General features: G+C 28.9%; 15 protein-coding genes. 12 read left to right on the top strand and 3 right to left on the bottom strand.

Translation table 11 applies throughout. From position 1 onward, the window contains the following. Positions 1–178: 178 nt before the first annotated feature. On the top strand, positions 179–838 hold the full coding sequence (locus tag H518_RS0102905; RefSeq protein WP_028887674.1) for a hypothetical protein: 660 nt from the start codon (positions 179–181) through the stop codon (positions 836–838). Between the two features lie 206 nt (positions 839–1044). Here the strand turns inward: H518_RS0102905 and H518_RS0102900 are convergent, their stop codons facing one another. From H518_RS0102900 to H518_RS0102890, 3 genes are all read right to left on the bottom strand, one after another. Next, positions 1045–1890, bottom strand: a complete 846-nt coding sequence (locus H518_RS0102900; protein ID WP_028887673.1) for an AraC family transcriptional regulator — start codon at positions 1888–1890, stop codon at positions 1045–1047. Positions 1891–2168: 278 nt separating this feature from the next. Beyond that, entirely contained in the window at positions 2169–3014 is an 846-nt protein-coding gene (locus H518_RS0102895) for an AraC family transcriptional regulator (protein ID WP_028887672.1), read from the bottom strand. A 104-nt stretch (positions 3015–3118) separates the two neighbouring features. After that, positions 3119–3964 (bottom strand): AraC family transcriptional regulator, encoded by an 846-nt coding sequence (locus tag H518_RS0102890; RefSeq protein WP_028887671.1) that lies wholly within the window; start codon positions 3962–3964, stop codon positions 3119–3121. Between the two features lie 95 nt (positions 3965–4059). On the opposite strand from H518_RS0102890, the gene H518_RS0102885 reads away from it, so the two are divergent. The 11 genes from H518_RS0102885 to H518_RS0102835 all read left to right on the top strand — a co-directional run bounded on the left by H518_RS0102885 (position 4060) and on the right by H518_RS0102835 (position 15674). Then, the gene (locus H518_RS0102885) at positions 4060–4719 is read left to right on the top strand and encodes an NAD(P)H-dependent oxidoreductase (RefSeq protein ID WP_028887670.1); all 660 of its coding nucleotides are present in this window, start codon (positions 4060–4062) and stop codon (positions 4717–4719) included. 8 nt (positions 4720–4727) lie between these two features. Beyond that, positions 4728–6500 carry a polysaccharide deacetylase family protein gene (locus H518_RS21370; RefSeq protein ID WP_081411144.1) on the top strand — a complete coding sequence of 591 codons (1773 nt, stop codon included), beginning with the start codon at positions 4728–4730 and terminating at the stop codon, positions 6498–6500. Positions 6501–6504: 4 nt separating this feature from the next. Then, the gene (locus tag H518_RS0102875; RefSeq protein WP_028887669.1) at positions 6505–6924 is read left to right on the top strand and encodes a DoxX family membrane protein; all 420 of its coding nucleotides are present in this window, start codon (positions 6505–6507) and stop codon (positions 6922–6924) included. Then, complete coding sequence (locus tag H518_RS0102870) at positions 6914–7297, top strand: cupin domain-containing protein (protein WP_051263646.1); 384 nt, start codon at positions 6914–6916, stop codon at positions 7295–7297. Before H518_RS0102875 ends, H518_RS0102870 begins: the two co-directional genes overlap by 11 nt. 1 nt (position 7298) lies before the next feature. Beyond that, a complete protein-coding gene (locus tag H518_RS0102865; RefSeq protein ID WP_028887667.1) occupies positions 7299–7790 on the top strand; it encodes a DUF1097 domain-containing protein in 492 nt (163 codons plus the stop codon). Between the two features lie 12 nt (positions 7791–7802). After that, complete coding sequence (locus H518_RS0102860; protein ID WP_028887666.1) at positions 7803–8906, top strand: alkene reductase; 1104 nt, start codon at positions 7803–7805, stop codon at positions 8904–8906. An 842-nt stretch (positions 8907–9748) separates the two neighbouring features. Continuing rightward, positions 9749–11269 (top strand): SGNH/GDSL hydrolase family protein, encoded by a 1521-nt coding sequence (locus H518_RS0102855; protein ID WP_028887665.1) that lies wholly within the window; start codon positions 9749–9751, stop codon positions 11267–11269. A 126-nt stretch (positions 11270–11395) separates the two neighbouring features. Then, entirely contained in the window at positions 11396–12856 is a 1461-nt protein-coding gene (locus tag H518_RS0102850) for a hypothetical protein (RefSeq protein WP_028887664.1), read from the top strand. Positions 12857–12982: 126 nt separating this feature from the next. Continuing rightward, a complete protein-coding gene (locus H518_RS0102845; protein WP_028887663.1) occupies positions 12983–13705 on the top strand; it encodes a hypothetical protein in 723 nt (240 codons plus the stop codon). A gap of 13 nt (positions 13706–13718) precedes the next feature. Further along, on the top strand, positions 13719–14480 hold the full coding sequence (locus tag H518_RS0102840) for a hypothetical protein (RefSeq protein ID WP_162143102.1): 762 nt from the start codon (positions 13719–13721) through the stop codon (positions 14478–14480). Positions 14481–14672: 192 nt separating this feature from the next. Beyond that, entirely contained in the window at positions 14673–15674 is a 1002-nt protein-coding gene (locus tag H518_RS0102835; protein WP_028887661.1) for a ligand-gated ion channel, read from the top strand. The last annotated feature ends 83 nt before the right edge of the window (positions 15675–15757 follow it).

Raw genomic sequence — 15757 nt, 5'->3', positions numbered from 1 at the left:
TTCTGGTGATTAACCCAAAGTTTAGGCATATTTACTAAGCCCGTCAAATCTTTTGATTTGGCTTTATAAAGAAAAAGATAAAACAAAATAAAAAGTTTTGGCTAAGTGCTTAATCGAAAGTTCACTACTTTTAATTCCCGTACTAATCATAGCCGAAACGTTAGCAAAAATTAAAAAAATGACTAAACAAATTTTAACTCTTTTAATTTTTATCATATGCCAAAAATTTTACTCACAAGAAAAAACTTGGATGCTCGCATATGAATATGAAAAGAATAATGAAAAGGCATACAACAATTCTAATGAAATTTTAATTAGACAAACTAAAGATTCAATATTTCATTATGTACTTAATAAAGATTATAAGAAACCTATCTCTGCTTTTAATTATAACATTGACAAAGACACTTTAAACATAAAACTCGACATAGAAGAATATCTAAAAGGAGTTATCAATAAGGATACTTTAAAAGTATATAAAAATGGTAAAATCAAAGGAGTATTTACTAAACTCAAAAACAATAAAATTAAACTTAAAAAACTTAAAAAAACACTTTACAAAAATAAGTTTATAATAGAACCAACAGAATTATATAATCCATATAATGACAAATCTATTCCGGAAATTTTAAAATTTACGCAAAATAATGCTATAGCCCCTAATGAAATAAAAACAGAAGTAATTGATATTAATGGCTATATTTTCTTAAAACTATATGCAGGAAATCAGAAAAAGTGTCTTCCAGTTTTAAAAGTAACTAAGAAGTGTATTAAGGTTTTTACTCCTGAAATTAAAAAAACTTTTTCCCTATTTAAAGTGAGTGAAATTAAAAAATAACTTTTGCTAACAAAGAACTGAGGTGAAAATCAAAAAATTCTTCATTAATTTTACACAATACTACACTAATCTAAAAGTAATATTATTCAGTATTTTGAGCTTATCTCTTTCATGTAATCACTACTTATTTTGGTAATACAGAAACTAAAACCAACCGCACAATCAAACATATTTCATTTTTCCAATGCTCACTCATAGCAAATTTATTATCGTAGCGTACTTGGATTATTGCCGGTGTATTTTTTAAAAATTTTATTAAAATGACTAGAGTCTAAAAAACCTGTTTTATCAGCTATTTCTGAAATATTTAAGTTCGTTTGTTTTAAAAGACGCGCTGCCATTTCTATTTTAGTTTTCAATACATATTGCTGAATAGAAACACCTGCGTGCCTTTTTATAAAAACACTTACATAATTGGGAGACATATAAAAAACCTCAGCAATCGACTTTATTTTAATCAGTTCTTTATCAAGTACATTTTGTCTTATGTAAGTTAATATTGAATCAATTTTTTCTTTTTCAGAGTTATATGTTTTTTCCGTTTTTATAACATTTGACTTTAAGTTTCTTAAAACCACTACCAATAAAGCATCAAAAAAATTGAGCAAAACATCTCGATTATAAACTATAGGATTTTCTATCTCATTCTTTATCAATTCATACAAATAAAATAATTGAATTCTATCAACATCATTAGCAACAATACTTTTAGGAATATTATTAGCATAAAATATAACGGTCTCTAAATTTTTTCGCCAATGTGTATTTGAAGCAAAATTTGCCTTTTCTGAAAATAGCTGTTCTGTAAATTGTATAAGCCCAAAAGTTGTAGGTGCCTCAACTACAAATTCGTGTTCATCTTTAGGGGTTAAAAAAAATAAATCCCCTTTTTGGTAATCAATACTACTTTCATTTAAAAGATGTTGCCCGCTACCCTTTAAAATATAAGTTAACTCAAAAAAATTATGCTTATGCCGTGGGTATCCCCATTCGTTGATTGCTTCAAATTCAAGGGTATCTAAATTTTTAGTAATGTAAAATCGTTGCGACATTGTGAAGGTGTATTCATGCAAAAATACTGTCCACTCCTACTAAATTTTCAGAAAGTGCTCTAAAGCCTTAATTTTAGGGTATAAGAAGAAGTTATTTGGGTACAAAAAAAGCATAATAAAGCATAAGCGTAATAGCAATTCAGTTCTTTAAATTCTATATACAATCGTTTCCTACAAGTTAAAAAACTAAACCAACAATCATGTGAGTTTCATTTTTCCCGCACCTTAAAAAGTAAAAATAGCTCGTCATTATCCAAGGCTCACTAATCGCAAATTCATTATCGAAAAGCACTAGGATTATCACCTGTATATTTTTTAAAAATCTTATTAAAATGACTAGAATCCAAAAAACCTGTCTTATCTGCTATTTCTGAAATATTTAAATTAGTCTGCTTCAAAAGACGTCCTGCCATTTCTATTTTTGTTTTCAATACATATTGCTGAATAGAAACACCTGCGTGCTTTTTTATAAAAACACTTACGTAATTGGGAGACATATAAAAAGTCTCAGCAATCGACTTTATTTTAATCAATTCTTTATCGAGCACATTTTGCCTTATGTAAGTTAACATTGAATCTGTTTTTTCCTTCTCAGAGTTGTATGGTTTTTCTTTTTTTACAAGGCTTGATTTTAAGTTTCTTGAAACCAATACCAATAAAGCATCAAATAAATTAAGTAGAACATCTCGACCATAAGTCATCGGACTTTCTATTTCGTTTTTTATCAATTCATACAAATAAAATAATTGAATTCTATCAACATCATTAGCAACAATACTCTTAGGAATATTGTTCGCATAAAATATAACAGTATCTAAGTTTTTTCGCCAATGCGTACTTGAAGTAAAATTTGCCTTCTCTAAAAATAATTGTTCTGTAAATTGTATAAGTCCAAAAGTTGTAGGTTCGTCAACCACAAATTCGTGTTCATCTTTAGGGGTTAAAAAAAATAAATCTCCTTTTTGATAGTTAATAACACTTTCATTTAAAAGATGCTGTCCACTACCTTTTAAAATATAAGTAAACTCAAAGAAGTTATGCTTGTGCCGTGGATATCCCCATTCGTTGATTGCTTCAAATTCTTGGGTATCTAAATTTTTAGTAATGTAAAATCGTTGCGACATTGTGAAGGTTTATTTATACAAAAATACTATGCATTCGTACTAAAGAAACACTTGTTACACACTCTAAACCTGTACTATATTACCAAAAATCAATACTAAATTAATCACCTAAAAGTACTAGGATTATGGCCTGTATATTTTTTAAAAATCTTATTAAAATGACTAGAATCTAAAAAACCTGTCTTATCTGCTACTTCTGAAATATTTAAGTTCGTTTGCTTCAAAAGGCGCGCTGCCATTTCTATCTTGGTTTTCAATACATATTGCTGAATAGAAATACCTGCGTGCTTTTTTATAAAAATACTTACATAGTTGGGAGACATATAAAAAACCTTAGCAATCGACTTTATTTTAATCAATTCTTTATCAAGTACGTTTTGTCTTATATAAGTTAACATTGAATCTATTTTTTCCTTCTCAGAGTTATATGGTCCTTCTGTTTTTGTAAGGCTTAACTTTAAGTTTCTTGAAACCAGCACCAATAAAGCACCAAATAAATTAAGCAGAACATCTCTACCATAAATTAAAGGATTTCCTATCTCATTCTTTATCAATTCATACAAATAAAATAATTGAATTTTATCAGCATCATAACTAATAATACTTTTAGGAATGTTATTGGCATGAAATATAACGGTATCTAAATTTTTTCGCCAGTGTGTGCTTGAAGTTAAATTTGCCTTCTCTAAAAACAACTGTTCTGTAAATTTTATAATACCAAAGGTTGTAGGCTCGTCAACTACAAATTCGTGTTCATCTTTAGGGGTTAAAAAAAATAAATCCCCTTTTTTGTAGTCAATAGCACTTTCATTTAAAAGATGCTGTCCACTACCTTTTAAAATAAAGGTAAGCTCAAAAAAATTATGCTTGTGCCGTGGATATCCCCATTCATTGGCTGCTTCAAATTCAAGAACATCCAAGTTTTTAGTAATGTAAAAGCGTTGCGACATTATAAAGATGTATTTATACAAATATACAATGTATTTATACATCAAAAACACGTACTACACTTTCTAATTTTGTCGTATCAAAAAGCAGCACTAGAATGATAGACAAACAAAAAATACTGGACGCATATAATAATAGACACGCTTGTAAATTATTCGATACCGAAAAAAAAATACCCGATGAAGATATCAACTTCATTTTACAAACCGCAAGACTTTCTCCAAGCTCTTTTGGCTTTGAACCTTGGCACTTTGTACTTGTTCAAAATAAAGGTTTACGCAAAAAATTAAAAGACAGCGCTTGGGGAGCAACAGCAAAACTAGATACAGCAAGCCACTTTATACTTGGTTTAGCAATGAAAAGTGAAATGACTAAATACAACAGTGCTTACATTAAAGACTTTATGAAAAACGTACAAGAGCTACCTGAAGATGTTGTTGACAATAAAGGAAAAATGTACAAGACATTTCAAAAATCTGATTTTGATTTAACTGATGATAGAAAGCTTTTTGATTGGGCTTCAAAACAAAGCTACATACCATTAGCTAATATGATGACAAGCGCTGCAATGATTGGTATTGACTCCTGCCCTATTGAAGGATTTAAGCGAAAAGAAATAACAACAATTTTAAAAAATGAATTAGGCATTAACACAAAAAAATATGGTTTATCCTATATGATAGCATTTGGCTATAGTGTAAATAAGCCAAGACCAAAAACACGTAGAAATTTAAACGAAATAATAACTTTTAAATAAAATACAATATGAAAAATGCAGTCCTATTAACAATTCTACTATTCACTGCAACGATTATAGTTGTAGCACAAAAAAACGACACAAAAAGTTATTGGCCAAATGATGCGCAATTGGTTATCTCTTTTTCAATGCAATTTGAAACAGGTGGACAACCAGAAGGAGCAGAAAGTCCGTTTTCAGGAAACCCTTTACCTAAAGGACAACCCGATTTACCAGCCGAAAGTTGGTTTCGTTACGGAGCTAAAGAAGGAATTTACAGAATGCTAAACCTTTGGAAGAAACACGAGATTCATGTAACCTCTCATGTAGTTGGAGAAGCCGCCATAAAATACCCAAAAGTTGCCAAAGCTATTGTAAATGGTAGACACGAAATTGCAGCACATGGAATTGCTTGGAGCGATCAATGGAACTTATCTTATGATAACGAATTGGCATTTGTAAAAAAAGGAATTGATACTGTAGAAACCATTACTGGCCAAAGAGGCGTTGGTTATAATTCCAATTGGTTACGTAGAAGCCCAAACACTTTAAAAGTGTTGCAAGAACTTGGTTTTTTATACCACATTGATGATTTAAGTAGAGACGAGCCTTTTGTTACCAAAGTAAGAGGTAAAAACTTTGTAGTAATGCCATATACATTACGTAATAATGACATTGTAAATATAGCTGGTAAAAATTGGAGTCCAGATCAGTTTTTAGCCCAATTAAAGTTCGAGTTTGACCAATTATATGTTGAAGGTGCTACAAAAAGAAGAATGATGAGTATAAGTTTACACGATCGTATTGGTGGTAGTCCTGCAATAGTACAGGTTGTTGATAAATTTATACAGTACGCAAAACAACATAAAGGAGTTGTTTTTATGCGAAAAGATGAAATTGCAAATATGATTAAAGATGATCCAAATACACCAGTTGATAATTCAGAAATTGAGTATAACACAACAATTGTGAAGACCAAATTACCATTTAAACTCGAAAAAAATTGGGAAGTTTTAGGCTTAAAAAATCCTGAAAGTGTCGTTTTAGACACAAAAAACAATGCTTTATATGTGTCTAATATAAATGGGAATCCAACCGAAAAAAATGGGAATGGTTATATTTCTAAAGTAGGTTTAGATGGAAAAATAATTCAACAAAAGTGGATAACAGGATTAAACGCACCAAAAGGGTTAGTTATTTATAATGATAAATTATATGTTACAGACATTGATAAAATTATAGAAATAGATATTAAAACTCAACGTGTTTTAACCTTTAAGGCAAAAAATGCTACTTTTTTAAATGACATTACTGTAGATAAAAAAGGAAATGTATATGCCAGTAATACTTTTGGCTTTAGTGGAATTTATAAATTACCCAAAAAAGGAAAAAGAAAAATTGAATTATGGCTAAAAGATGAAAATCTAAATATGCCAAACGGGCTTTATATTTCAAAAAACCAGTTGTTTGTAGCAAATTGGGGAAAAGAGATTAACCCTAAAACCTACGAAACTAAAATAGTAGGTACGTTACAAAAAGTTGATTTCAAAACTAAAACCATAGAAAACATAACCAAGCCTATTGGAAATTTAGATGGTTTAAGCGAAACGCTTCACGGTTTCTTATTATCTGATTGGTTAGCAGGTAAATTATTATACTATACAAACAAAACAGGTACTACAACCGAGCTACTAAATTTACCTAAAGGAACTGCTGACATTTATTTTGATAAAAACACAAAATCGGTCTTCATCCCTTTAATGTTAAATAATAAACTGATAAAATATCACTTTAAAAAATAAATTTATGAGTAAAGCAAGACCACAACAAACAGCATTTGCTCTTTTACGAATAACAATGGGCATTAATTTTTTGGGACACGGCTTAGTTCGTTTCTCAAAATTGAACGGATTTAGAGATTGGATGGTAACAACTTTTCAAGACAGCCTAATGCCTTCTTTTGCAGTTTTTGCTTGGGGAACTGTGTTACCCTTTGCAGAGTTTGGAATTGGGTTATTATTAATCTTGGGATTATTCACCTATCGTGCAAGTATTACAGGAGCAATAGTAATTATTTTCCTCTTATTTGGTTCAACATTAATTGAAAATTGGGATTGGGCTGGTATGCAAATGATTTATGGCTTATTCTTTTATTTTTTAATCTCTAATACAGAAAAAAATTGTTGGTCAATTGATAATTTAATCAGAAATAAAAATGAAAATTAAAACAATCAATAAAAAAGGAGATTGGAGTTTCCCTTGGACAGTAGCATTAAAAAATGCTATACAAAATGGTAGTAATAATACAGTTGTAGGTGAGCACTTATTACTAGAAACAGGCAAATTTAAAGTTTGGAGCATTCATTTACCAATAGGTCAATCATTACCATTTCATAAGCACAATAAATCGTATTTCTATACTATTAAAAGTGAGGGAAAATCACGTTCATTTTATACTGATGGAACAGTAATCGAAACCAAATACGAAAAAAATGATATCAAACATTTTAATGATTTGAATGAAGAAAATTTCTTCATTCATAATTTAGAAAATATTGGAAATACCACATTGATATTTACAACAGTAGAATTTAAATAAAATGAAATATAAAAACGCACTTATACATTCCCTTTTAGTTGGCCTTATTGCTGCCTTTGTAATATTAGTTTCAGGATGGTTGGCAGTAAAAGCTTGGGTAGTCTTTTTTGGGTGGGCAAACTACTTTTTACATGCTTGCAATATGAAAAAATCATTTAAAATGCTATTGGCTTTTTTTGTAGGAATTTTTATTGCATTAATAGGTACTTATGCTATTACCTATTTAAACACTATAGCATCTGAAAATTATGAATTATATGTTACCGCATTTATTGTTTTTTGGATAGCAACTATTTTAATTTTTTTAGAAATCATTGAAGATTGGGGAGAATTTGTACCTGCAACATTTTTGGGAACAGTGCTGTTTTTTGCTTCAGGAGTTTCATTAAAGAGCATAATACCCGAATTATTCATTCCACTATTAATTGGAATATTTGCAGGCTTTACAACCCTATTTAGTCGCGATAAATTAACAATCTATTTAAACAAATAAAATAATACAATTATGAAAAACACACTATTTACACCCTATAATATGAACGGAATTTCATTAGAAAACCGTTTTCTAATGGCACCTATGACACGCTCAAGAACCACACAACCAAATGACGTTCCTAATGCTTTAATGGCAGAATATTATGGACAAAGAGCATCTGCAGGAATTATTATAACAGAAGCAACCCAAATTTCTTTACAAGGAAAAGGGTATGCTAAAACACCTGGTATTTATACGCAAGAACAAATTGAAGGTTGGAAGCTAGTAACTGATGAAGTTCATAAAAAAGGAAGTAAAATATTCTTACAACTATGGCACGTTGGTCGTGTTTCAAGTTCACAAGTAAACGGTTTACAACCGTTAGCACCATCAGCTAAGATAGCTAAAGAAACTACGGTTTATATATTTGATGGAGCACCAAATGGGGATGCAACTTTTGTACCTGTCGATGAGCCAAAAGAAATGACAAAAAACGACATTAATCAGGTTATTGAAGAGTTTAGAATCGCTGCAAAAAATGCAATTGAAGCAGGCTTTGATGGTGTAGAAATTCACGGTGCAAATGGTTACTTAATAGACCAATTTTTAAGAAGTAACTCAAATATAAGAAAAGATGAGTATGGCGGATCCAAAGAAAATAGAATTCGAATATTAACCGAAATTACTCAAGTAGTAGTTAATGAAATTGGCACTGAAAAAACAGGAGTTCGTTTGTCACCTTTTATCAGTTTTAAAGACATGAATGATCCTGAAATTTTAGATACAATTATGCTAGCTTCTAAAAAGTTAGAAAAACTAGGCGTTACTTATATTCATTTATGTGAAGCTGATTGGGATGATGCTCCTGAGATTCCAACTGATTTTAGAGTTCAATTAAGAAAAGTATTTAGCAAAACAATAATAGCAACAGGTAATAAAACACCTCAACAAGCAAACGGGTTGTTAGTAAATAATTTGGTTGATTTAGTTGGTTTTGGTAGAAAATTTTTAACCAACCCTGATTATCCAAAACGTGTGAAAATAGATGCAAAAATGAATCAAATTAGCGACAACCATACTTTATTTGGAGGTGGCACTGCAAGAGGCTATACGGATTATTCATTTATAGATTAAAATTCAAAAACATTTAAATATTTCGTAGTATAAAAACACTTTGCTACAATTAGCATAATTATACAAATATGTAATGTATTTATACAATTTAATTGCTTTTCATGCAGCATATCTTTGCAGCATAATTAAAAGCTATAATAATTGATATATGAAGATAAGTATTAGAATCTTTTCATTAAAGACACGCTTACAGACTATTTGATACCGAAAAACTATTTCAACTAACGTTCTCAATTTTATTTTGGGTTTAACAATCAAAAAATCCATTAATAAAGTTATGATAGTCGATGTATTAAAGAGTTTATAAGAATTTCCTAAAATGTAGTAGAAAGAAAAATAAAATGTTTGATAATTTTCCAAAAATCAGGTTTTGATTTAACAGGTAATAGAAAAACGCTTTCATTCTGCTACAAAACAATGTTACCTTTCTTTAACTAACATGATGATATTTACCGCTATAATTGGTATAAAATCATGTCTAGTTATAAGGATTCAAGCAACACAAAATTGAAAAAAATTAAAAGAAGGTTTAAAAATTAATGCCTAAAAATTGAGGTTATTATATATCGTAATATTCGGTTACAGTGTGAATAAATCTATAACAAAAAATCGTAAACCATTAAACGAAATAATAATTTTTAAGTAAAAAAATAAAACGCAAATCTTTGTTTATAATAATGATATAACAAATTAGCTCCTTTGCAAAAAGGTTAAATGCAAGTTGAGTTAAAATGTGATCTTGGTCAAATTGTGACATTAGTCAAACTGTGATTATCATCAAATTGAAATACATTATTACATATAGTTTTGCGCTACAATAAATAATTCTAAAATAAATAAAAATGAAAAAAGTAGAAAGAATCGTTATTTTCGGAGATAGTCTTTCTGATATTGGTGTAAAAGCAAATACAGCAACTGGTATTCTTGGTCGATTAATTGGTGAAGTAAGAGTAAACAAGATTAAAAGGTTTAGTGACAACAAAAACTGGACAGATTTTATATGGGAATGGTCAGGTGGTAATAGTTTAGTTGACGGGCTTTCTCCTGAACAAACAAATGAACTTACATCTAATCATTTATCTTTAAAAAACTCTAGAACAGGTTCAAAAAACAATAGTTTATCGTATTGTAATTATGCTACTGGTGGAGCTGTTGCTGATACTCCAAAAGGTTTAGTACACAAATTTGCTCTTACAACTTTTGAAGAACAAGTTAACGATTATAAAAAAGATTTAGAAAAAACAGAAAATGATAAACCGAATAACAACTTATTTGTAGTTTGGTTTGGTTTAAATGATATTGTAACAAACAAAAAAGGTATTGAGTTAATGCAAGAAACGGTACAACGTTTAACTGCATTATGTCATGAGGTTGACGAAATTACTAAAGCTCATAATAGCGCTAGCGAAAACTCTTTTATAATTGTTAACAATCCTGATCCTTCAGGTGCAGTAAGGTATATCGAAAATCCAAAATCTGAAGAAGTTGTAAGCTTACGCAACGCAACAATAGAGTTTAACAGCCTTCTTAAAGATGCTTTTCAAACAAAAAATGATAGTAGATTTACGGTACTTGATGCATTCACCTTTTTAAAACAAAACTTATATAGTTTAGATGTTATTAAAATAGATCAAGCAGCTGGAGTTCCTGTTCAGTATTATTCTGATTCTCATGAACCTGTATCATTATCAAAAGCTTTAAGAGATTTTTTAAATTCAATAGATTTATCAAAAGAAAAAGAAGCTACCCTATTAAAAGAATTTATAGATGCTATTAATAACCAGATAAAATCAGCTTTAAAAACGGATAATGAAATCGTTTTACATAAAGATGTTTCAAAAATGTTATTAGATCTTTTACCTAAAATTAAAAAGACAAATAAGAAGTTTACAAAAGCATTAAAGTTAATTCTTTTAACATCAGGATTATTTATAAATCGTGTAGAATTTGCTATTAAATATTACTCGACACAAAAGAATAAACATGCTGATGATATTCATAAAATTCAAACTGTAATTGATCAAATTTCTTCAAAAAACTTACTAACGTCTTTAACTAGTGATTTATACAATAGAGATGTAGCACTATATAATACTTTATCTGATGTATTAACAAGGGTAAATAAAAATAGTTCATTTAAAGAATTATTAACGTTAGTTATTGCTCAAAAATTTGGCTTTTTTGCAACATCAGATAAAGCACATCCTACAGAAGCTGCATACAAACTTCTTGCTACATTAATTGCTGTTGAGTTTGCTAAAAAATTCCCTAATCTTTCTTTAGGTGAATCATTTATTTCAAATGCGTTTGAACATGGTGTAGCAGAAACTTCTTTTACTGAAGAATCAATTCTTAGTGTTTAGAACACTTTTCTTAATAAATACATACCAAAATTAGTAGCACTTTAAATTCTTAAATACAAGTTTTTATAATGTGTCTTAGTAAAACAAAATTCAAAATTATTTAACCAATAAATAAAAATAACTACTATGGATTATAAACCAGAACAAGTCGTTCAATCTTTATTATCAAAAATTTTTAATACCATAACGGCAGGAACAGATCAATTATCTTCAGATGATTTTGCAGTCTCTTGGGTTATGCCAGGAATACCTTTTTCTTTTGAAGATCTAGACTTTAATCTTTATGGGTTTGGAAGTCAACAAGGATTAGGAAACCGAGAAGGAAGAGAAAAAGCCGATATCGTTAGAGAGCGATATATTGCTGCTGAAAACTTCTCTAACTTAGTAAATGCTATTCCTACTGCTGGTAAATTTATAGACGACGCAAAAACTCAATTAATATACTCACCTAAAAGTGAAAGTATTAATGATATTTATGATATCTTTTTAAGATTTTCTGAAGTTGCACATGAAGAGTTAACAGAAGATCAACAGAGTAAAATAAATAGATTTAGAAAACTACTTTCTGAAACAGTTGAATATGAAGATATAATTACTGGCGAGAAAAAGACAAAAGTTGTTGATGGTAAATTAAAAAAAGCGTACTTAGAATACGAAAGTGTTTACAGAGATGCCTTAATTGCTTTTAACGCATTAAAATTAGATGCTTTAAATAGTAATGATGCTAGGGCTGTACAAGAATTTGCTTTAAATGGTAAAGTTCTTCGTCAAAAAATGGGAGCTGCTTATGATGCTTGGGTATCTCAAGGATTTAAAAATGAATACCAACAAATTGTTGCTACAATTGATTCTATAACACGACGAAATTTAGAGGTTTATAAAAAAGATTTATTAACCAAATTTGAAAGTGCAAGAATAACCAATCCTACCTCTGGAACCGATTTTTATCAAACAACCTTGTACCCTGCTACTTTTCTTACTGAAAATAACTGGACAAAATTCACCTATAATAAAGAAGAGGTAGATAAACATGAAAATAAAGTTTCACAGTCTTTAGAAGTTGGAGTAAAAGCACGTTGGGGGTTTTATTCAGGGTCAAACGAAACTAATTACTCTTCTGAAAATTCTTCATTAGATCTTAAAGAAGAAAAATTTAAAATTACATTTTCACTAGCTCAGGCGCCAATTTCTAGGCCTTGGTTTTCATCTGAATTCCTTAGAAGTTCTGGTTGGAAATTTTCTAATAACTCACCAGTAACATTATTTTCAGATGGGCAAACACCACCTAAAGGTCAATTTCCTTTTCTTTCAAGATCAGCTGTTTTTATTAAAGATGTTACCATAGAATCTTCTTCTCTTGCCAAGGCAGTAAAAGAAAGTTCTAGCAAGTTAGATACCAAAACCCAAGGAGGATTTGGTCCAATATCTATATCAGCAAATTATGGTAGAGAAGAATCTGACAGCAAGTTAAAAATGAATATTAGTGAAGGTGCAATCGAAATTAAAGGAATGCAGTTAATTGGATTTGTGTGTGAAAAAAATCCTCCTATTCCTAATACGAATCCTGATATTTCTGATTTTACATAAATATTATTTTTCACCAATTAAAGAATGCAATAATCATTTGACTAAAAATTCTAAAACTATATGCACAGTATTGCTTTAGGTTTTCGAATAAGTCATTATAAGAAATACTATAAAAGCTATTAATAAATGTCAATAGATACAAATAAAAGATATAGAAACTTTTTAATAAAGCGTATTAACCGTATATTTTCTAGAGCAATAAAAATTAAAAGTGTTGAACTACCTAATGAAATAGTAGAAGATGTTCAAGCTTTAAATGTAGGAGAATCATTTCCTTTAAATAAATTAATTTTTATAAAAGGAAAATTAGAAGCCATCGTTGCTAGTAATAGGAAATCTATTTTTGGTAATGTTAATGGTTTATTTAAAACAGAAGAAACCACCAAAGCTTCTATAATTGCTGCTATATTTTTAGTTTTATTTGTTTCTTTAGCTGTTTTAGATAGTATTAATGAAAAAAGTAGCCAAGTAACTATTTTAGATAGTTCTGGTTATATGCTACTTTATAACTTAATGTTTTCTATTGTTATTGCTGGTTTAGGTACATCTTTTAGATTGTTACATTCTTTAATTAGTGAAAAAATAAAGTTTTTTAGAGTGGAGTATTTAATTGAAGGAATATTTTCTGGATTTATACTTTCTGAAATTCTATATATTAATATTCCAGAAATTCAAACCTCTAAAATATATTTTGGAAAGTTTCTTTTTGCCTTTTTTGGAGGCATGATTTCTGGAATACTTTATAGTGTTATCGAGCGAATTACCTCATCATTAGGTATTTTAATTACAGGGTCAGATATACAGGAAGATCAGTATAAAGAGAAAAATAAAGATACCCAAAAACAATAGAATATACCGTTATATGCACCTCTTAAAACGTTTAAATGCTAAAGTATATATACTAGTAGTAATAATTTACGGTATGTTACTTTGTACCGGTTGTAAAGCAAATCATATTGTTAAAAACAACCGTATATATAATGACACACCTATCTGTTCTGAAGTTCTATCACGTATCGCTGATCTTGAACTGTCTGATTATGAGAAAGAACATTTATTTTATGAGCGCGTATTTTTTAATATTGATTCTAACTCACTATCATTCTTATCTTCAAAATCGATGAATGCCGATTCTGTAAGAACACAGTTAAATAAGTTATATTCTTTTAATAAAATATTTAATACAATTTATAAAAAAGATAAGGCTAAATTTTATCCATTAACTCAAAGTCTAGATGATTTTTATTCTAATCAATTAGTTCTTTATGATTGTAAAACAAATTCTTTTGAGGTTAATTTAAAATGTAGCCTTATTAAAAAAGTACTTGCCAACCAATCGTTAAATAAAATAGAAACATTCGTTGGAGAAACTAATATTACCTTATTAAGTAACTATTCGATTAAAACCGACACTAAACTATTTCGTCATAAAAATAGTACTGTAGAGTATTCTATTTTAAAGGTTGTTCGTCCTTGGTTTGAATACGGAATCTTATCTAAGATTTATAATTCACCTAAGAATAAAACGAACCAAGAAAAAAAGTTTCTAATTAACCAAGTAATTTTAATGCATCAAAACGATAATAAAACGCTGATACTTGGTTATGTATTACAACCTATTTAAAATTGCAATCATTATAATTTAGGGTTGACAATTTAATACCATCACCCAATTAGTAGTTTTAACTAAAATACACCTACCTCCTACTTTAATTATTTGAGCTATAAACTTAGCAACAAACTCATAGTAGGCTTATTTAAACTAAGTGTATTTACCTACCTAAAAAATCAACAATATTAAACCTAACTAAATAGTATGAAAATTAGAAATGTATTTTTTATTGGTTTTTATTTCTTTTTTTTAAACTTATTACTTGCTCAATCAAAACAAGTAACGATTGAACTTTATGTAAATAAAATATATGATATAGAGACTATCAATTCGACTTTTCAAGTTGATGGATATTTAATTCTAAAATGGAAAGCTAGAAAAGCTGATATTAAAGACATTAATTTTATAAATGGTAGTGCCATATATTATGATAATCAAATTGAAGAGCTAAAAAAACATTTTTTTTGGATGCCTGGTATAGAATTCATGAATAAACTAGATAATGTTATTATCGATAATAAAGTTTTAACAATTCGCGAAGATGGATTCGTAGTATCTAGAAAACGTTTTAATTGTCATTTTCATTCTAAGATGAATTTAATTACGTTTCCTTTTGACACACAGTTTTTTGAAATAAATTTCGAATCCTTTTTGTATAAAAAAGACGAGCTTATTTTTATTAATCCTGACTTATTTTACGACAAGTCTTTTAGTGGTATCGATCCTGAGTGGAAAATTAAAGATCAGTACGCAAAAATAAAGGTTATGAAATATAAGGGAGGCTTTTTTGAAGGTACAAACAACAAAGAAGATATGTACTCGAGGGCATCTTTTGTAATTAAATTTAAAAGAAAAGCAGGCTATTATTTATGGCAAGTTCTTTTTCCCCTGTTTTTAATAGTTTTTTCTTCTTGGGTTATTTTTTGGATTAAATCCTATACAGATCAATTAAATATAGGATTCACCTTACTTTTAACCGTGGTAGCATTTAATTTTTTCTCTAATTCTCTTTTACCTAAACTACCATATAATACATTCTTAGAATCTGTTATTATTCTTAGTTATATATCTATTACCAGCTCAATTATATTACTCGTATACCGAAAAACTGTAAAGAAAAAAAAGCTATTGATTTATTTTAAACTCGGGTTTCCGTTAGTTTTTATTACCGCTATTATAGTTCTTGTAGTTCTTTATTTTATGTAAGTAAAGTTTTAACTATTAATCTAAATAGTTTCTAAAGGTTTGGTTAGATAGTTCTATACATATTGATTTCAATAATAAAACAG

This window comes from Tenacibaculum ovolyticum DSM 18103 (assembly GCF_000430545.1).
GTDB classification, from domain to species: domain Bacteria; phylum Bacteroidota; class Bacteroidia; order Flavobacteriales; family Flavobacteriaceae; genus Polaribacter; species Polaribacter ovolyticus.
Note: the sequence above shows the minus strand (reverse complement) of the source record. Positions and strands in the feature narration are given on the sequence as shown.

Excerpts from the sequence above, each read along its gene's own strand:
- H518_RS0102850 (WP_028887664.1), top strand. The coding sequence starts at position 11,396 with ATGGATTATAAACCAGAACAAGTCGTTCAATCTTTATTATCAAAAATT.
- H518_RS0102860 (WP_028887666.1), top strand. The coding sequence starts at position 7,803 with ATGAAAAACACACTATTTACACCCTATAATATGAACGGAATTTCATTA.
- H518_RS0102840 (WP_162143102.1), top strand. The coding sequence starts at position 13,719 with ATGCACCTCTTAAAACGTTTAAATGCTAAAGTATATATACTAGTAGTA.
- H518_RS0102895 (WP_028887672.1), bottom strand. The coding sequence starts at position 3,014 with ATGTCGCAACGATTTTACATTACTAAAAATTTAGATACCCAAGAATTT.
- H518_RS0102865 (WP_028887667.1), top strand. The coding sequence starts at position 7,299 with ATGAAATATAAAAACGCACTTATACATTCCCTTTTAGTTGGCCTTATT.
- H518_RS0102855 (WP_028887665.1), top strand. The coding sequence starts at position 9,749 with ATGAAAAAAGTAGAAAGAATCGTTATTTTCGGAGATAGTCTTTCTGAT.
- H518_RS21370 (WP_081411144.1), top strand. The coding sequence starts at position 4,728 with ATGAAAAATGCAGTCCTATTAACAATTCTACTATTCACTGCAACGATT.
- H518_RS0102845 (WP_028887663.1), top strand. The coding sequence starts at position 12,983 with ATGTCAATAGATACAAATAAAAGATATAGAAACTTTTTAATAAAGCGT.
- H518_RS0102900 (WP_028887673.1), bottom strand. The coding sequence starts at position 1,890 with ATGTCGCAACGATTTTACATTACTAAAAATTTAGATACCCTTGAATTT.
- H518_RS0102885 (WP_028887670.1), top strand. The coding sequence starts at position 4,060 with ATGATAGACAAACAAAAAATACTGGACGCATATAATAATAGACACGCT.
- H518_RS0102870 (WP_051263646.1), top strand. The coding sequence starts at position 6,914 with ATGAAAATTAAAACAATCAATAAAAAAGGAGATTGGAGTTTCCCTTGG.
- H518_RS0102875 (WP_028887669.1), top strand. The coding sequence starts at position 6,505 with ATGAGTAAAGCAAGACCACAACAAACAGCATTTGCTCTTTTACGAATA.
- H518_RS0102890 (WP_028887671.1), bottom strand. The coding sequence starts at position 3,964 with ATGTCGCAACGCTTTTACATTACTAAAAACTTGGATGTTCTTGAATTT.
- H518_RS0102905 (WP_028887674.1), top strand. The coding sequence starts at position 179 with ATGACTAAACAAATTTTAACTCTTTTAATTTTTATCATATGCCAAAAA.
- H518_RS0102835 (WP_028887661.1), top strand. The coding sequence starts at position 14,673 with ATGAAAATTAGAAATGTATTTTTTATTGGTTTTTATTTCTTTTTTTTA.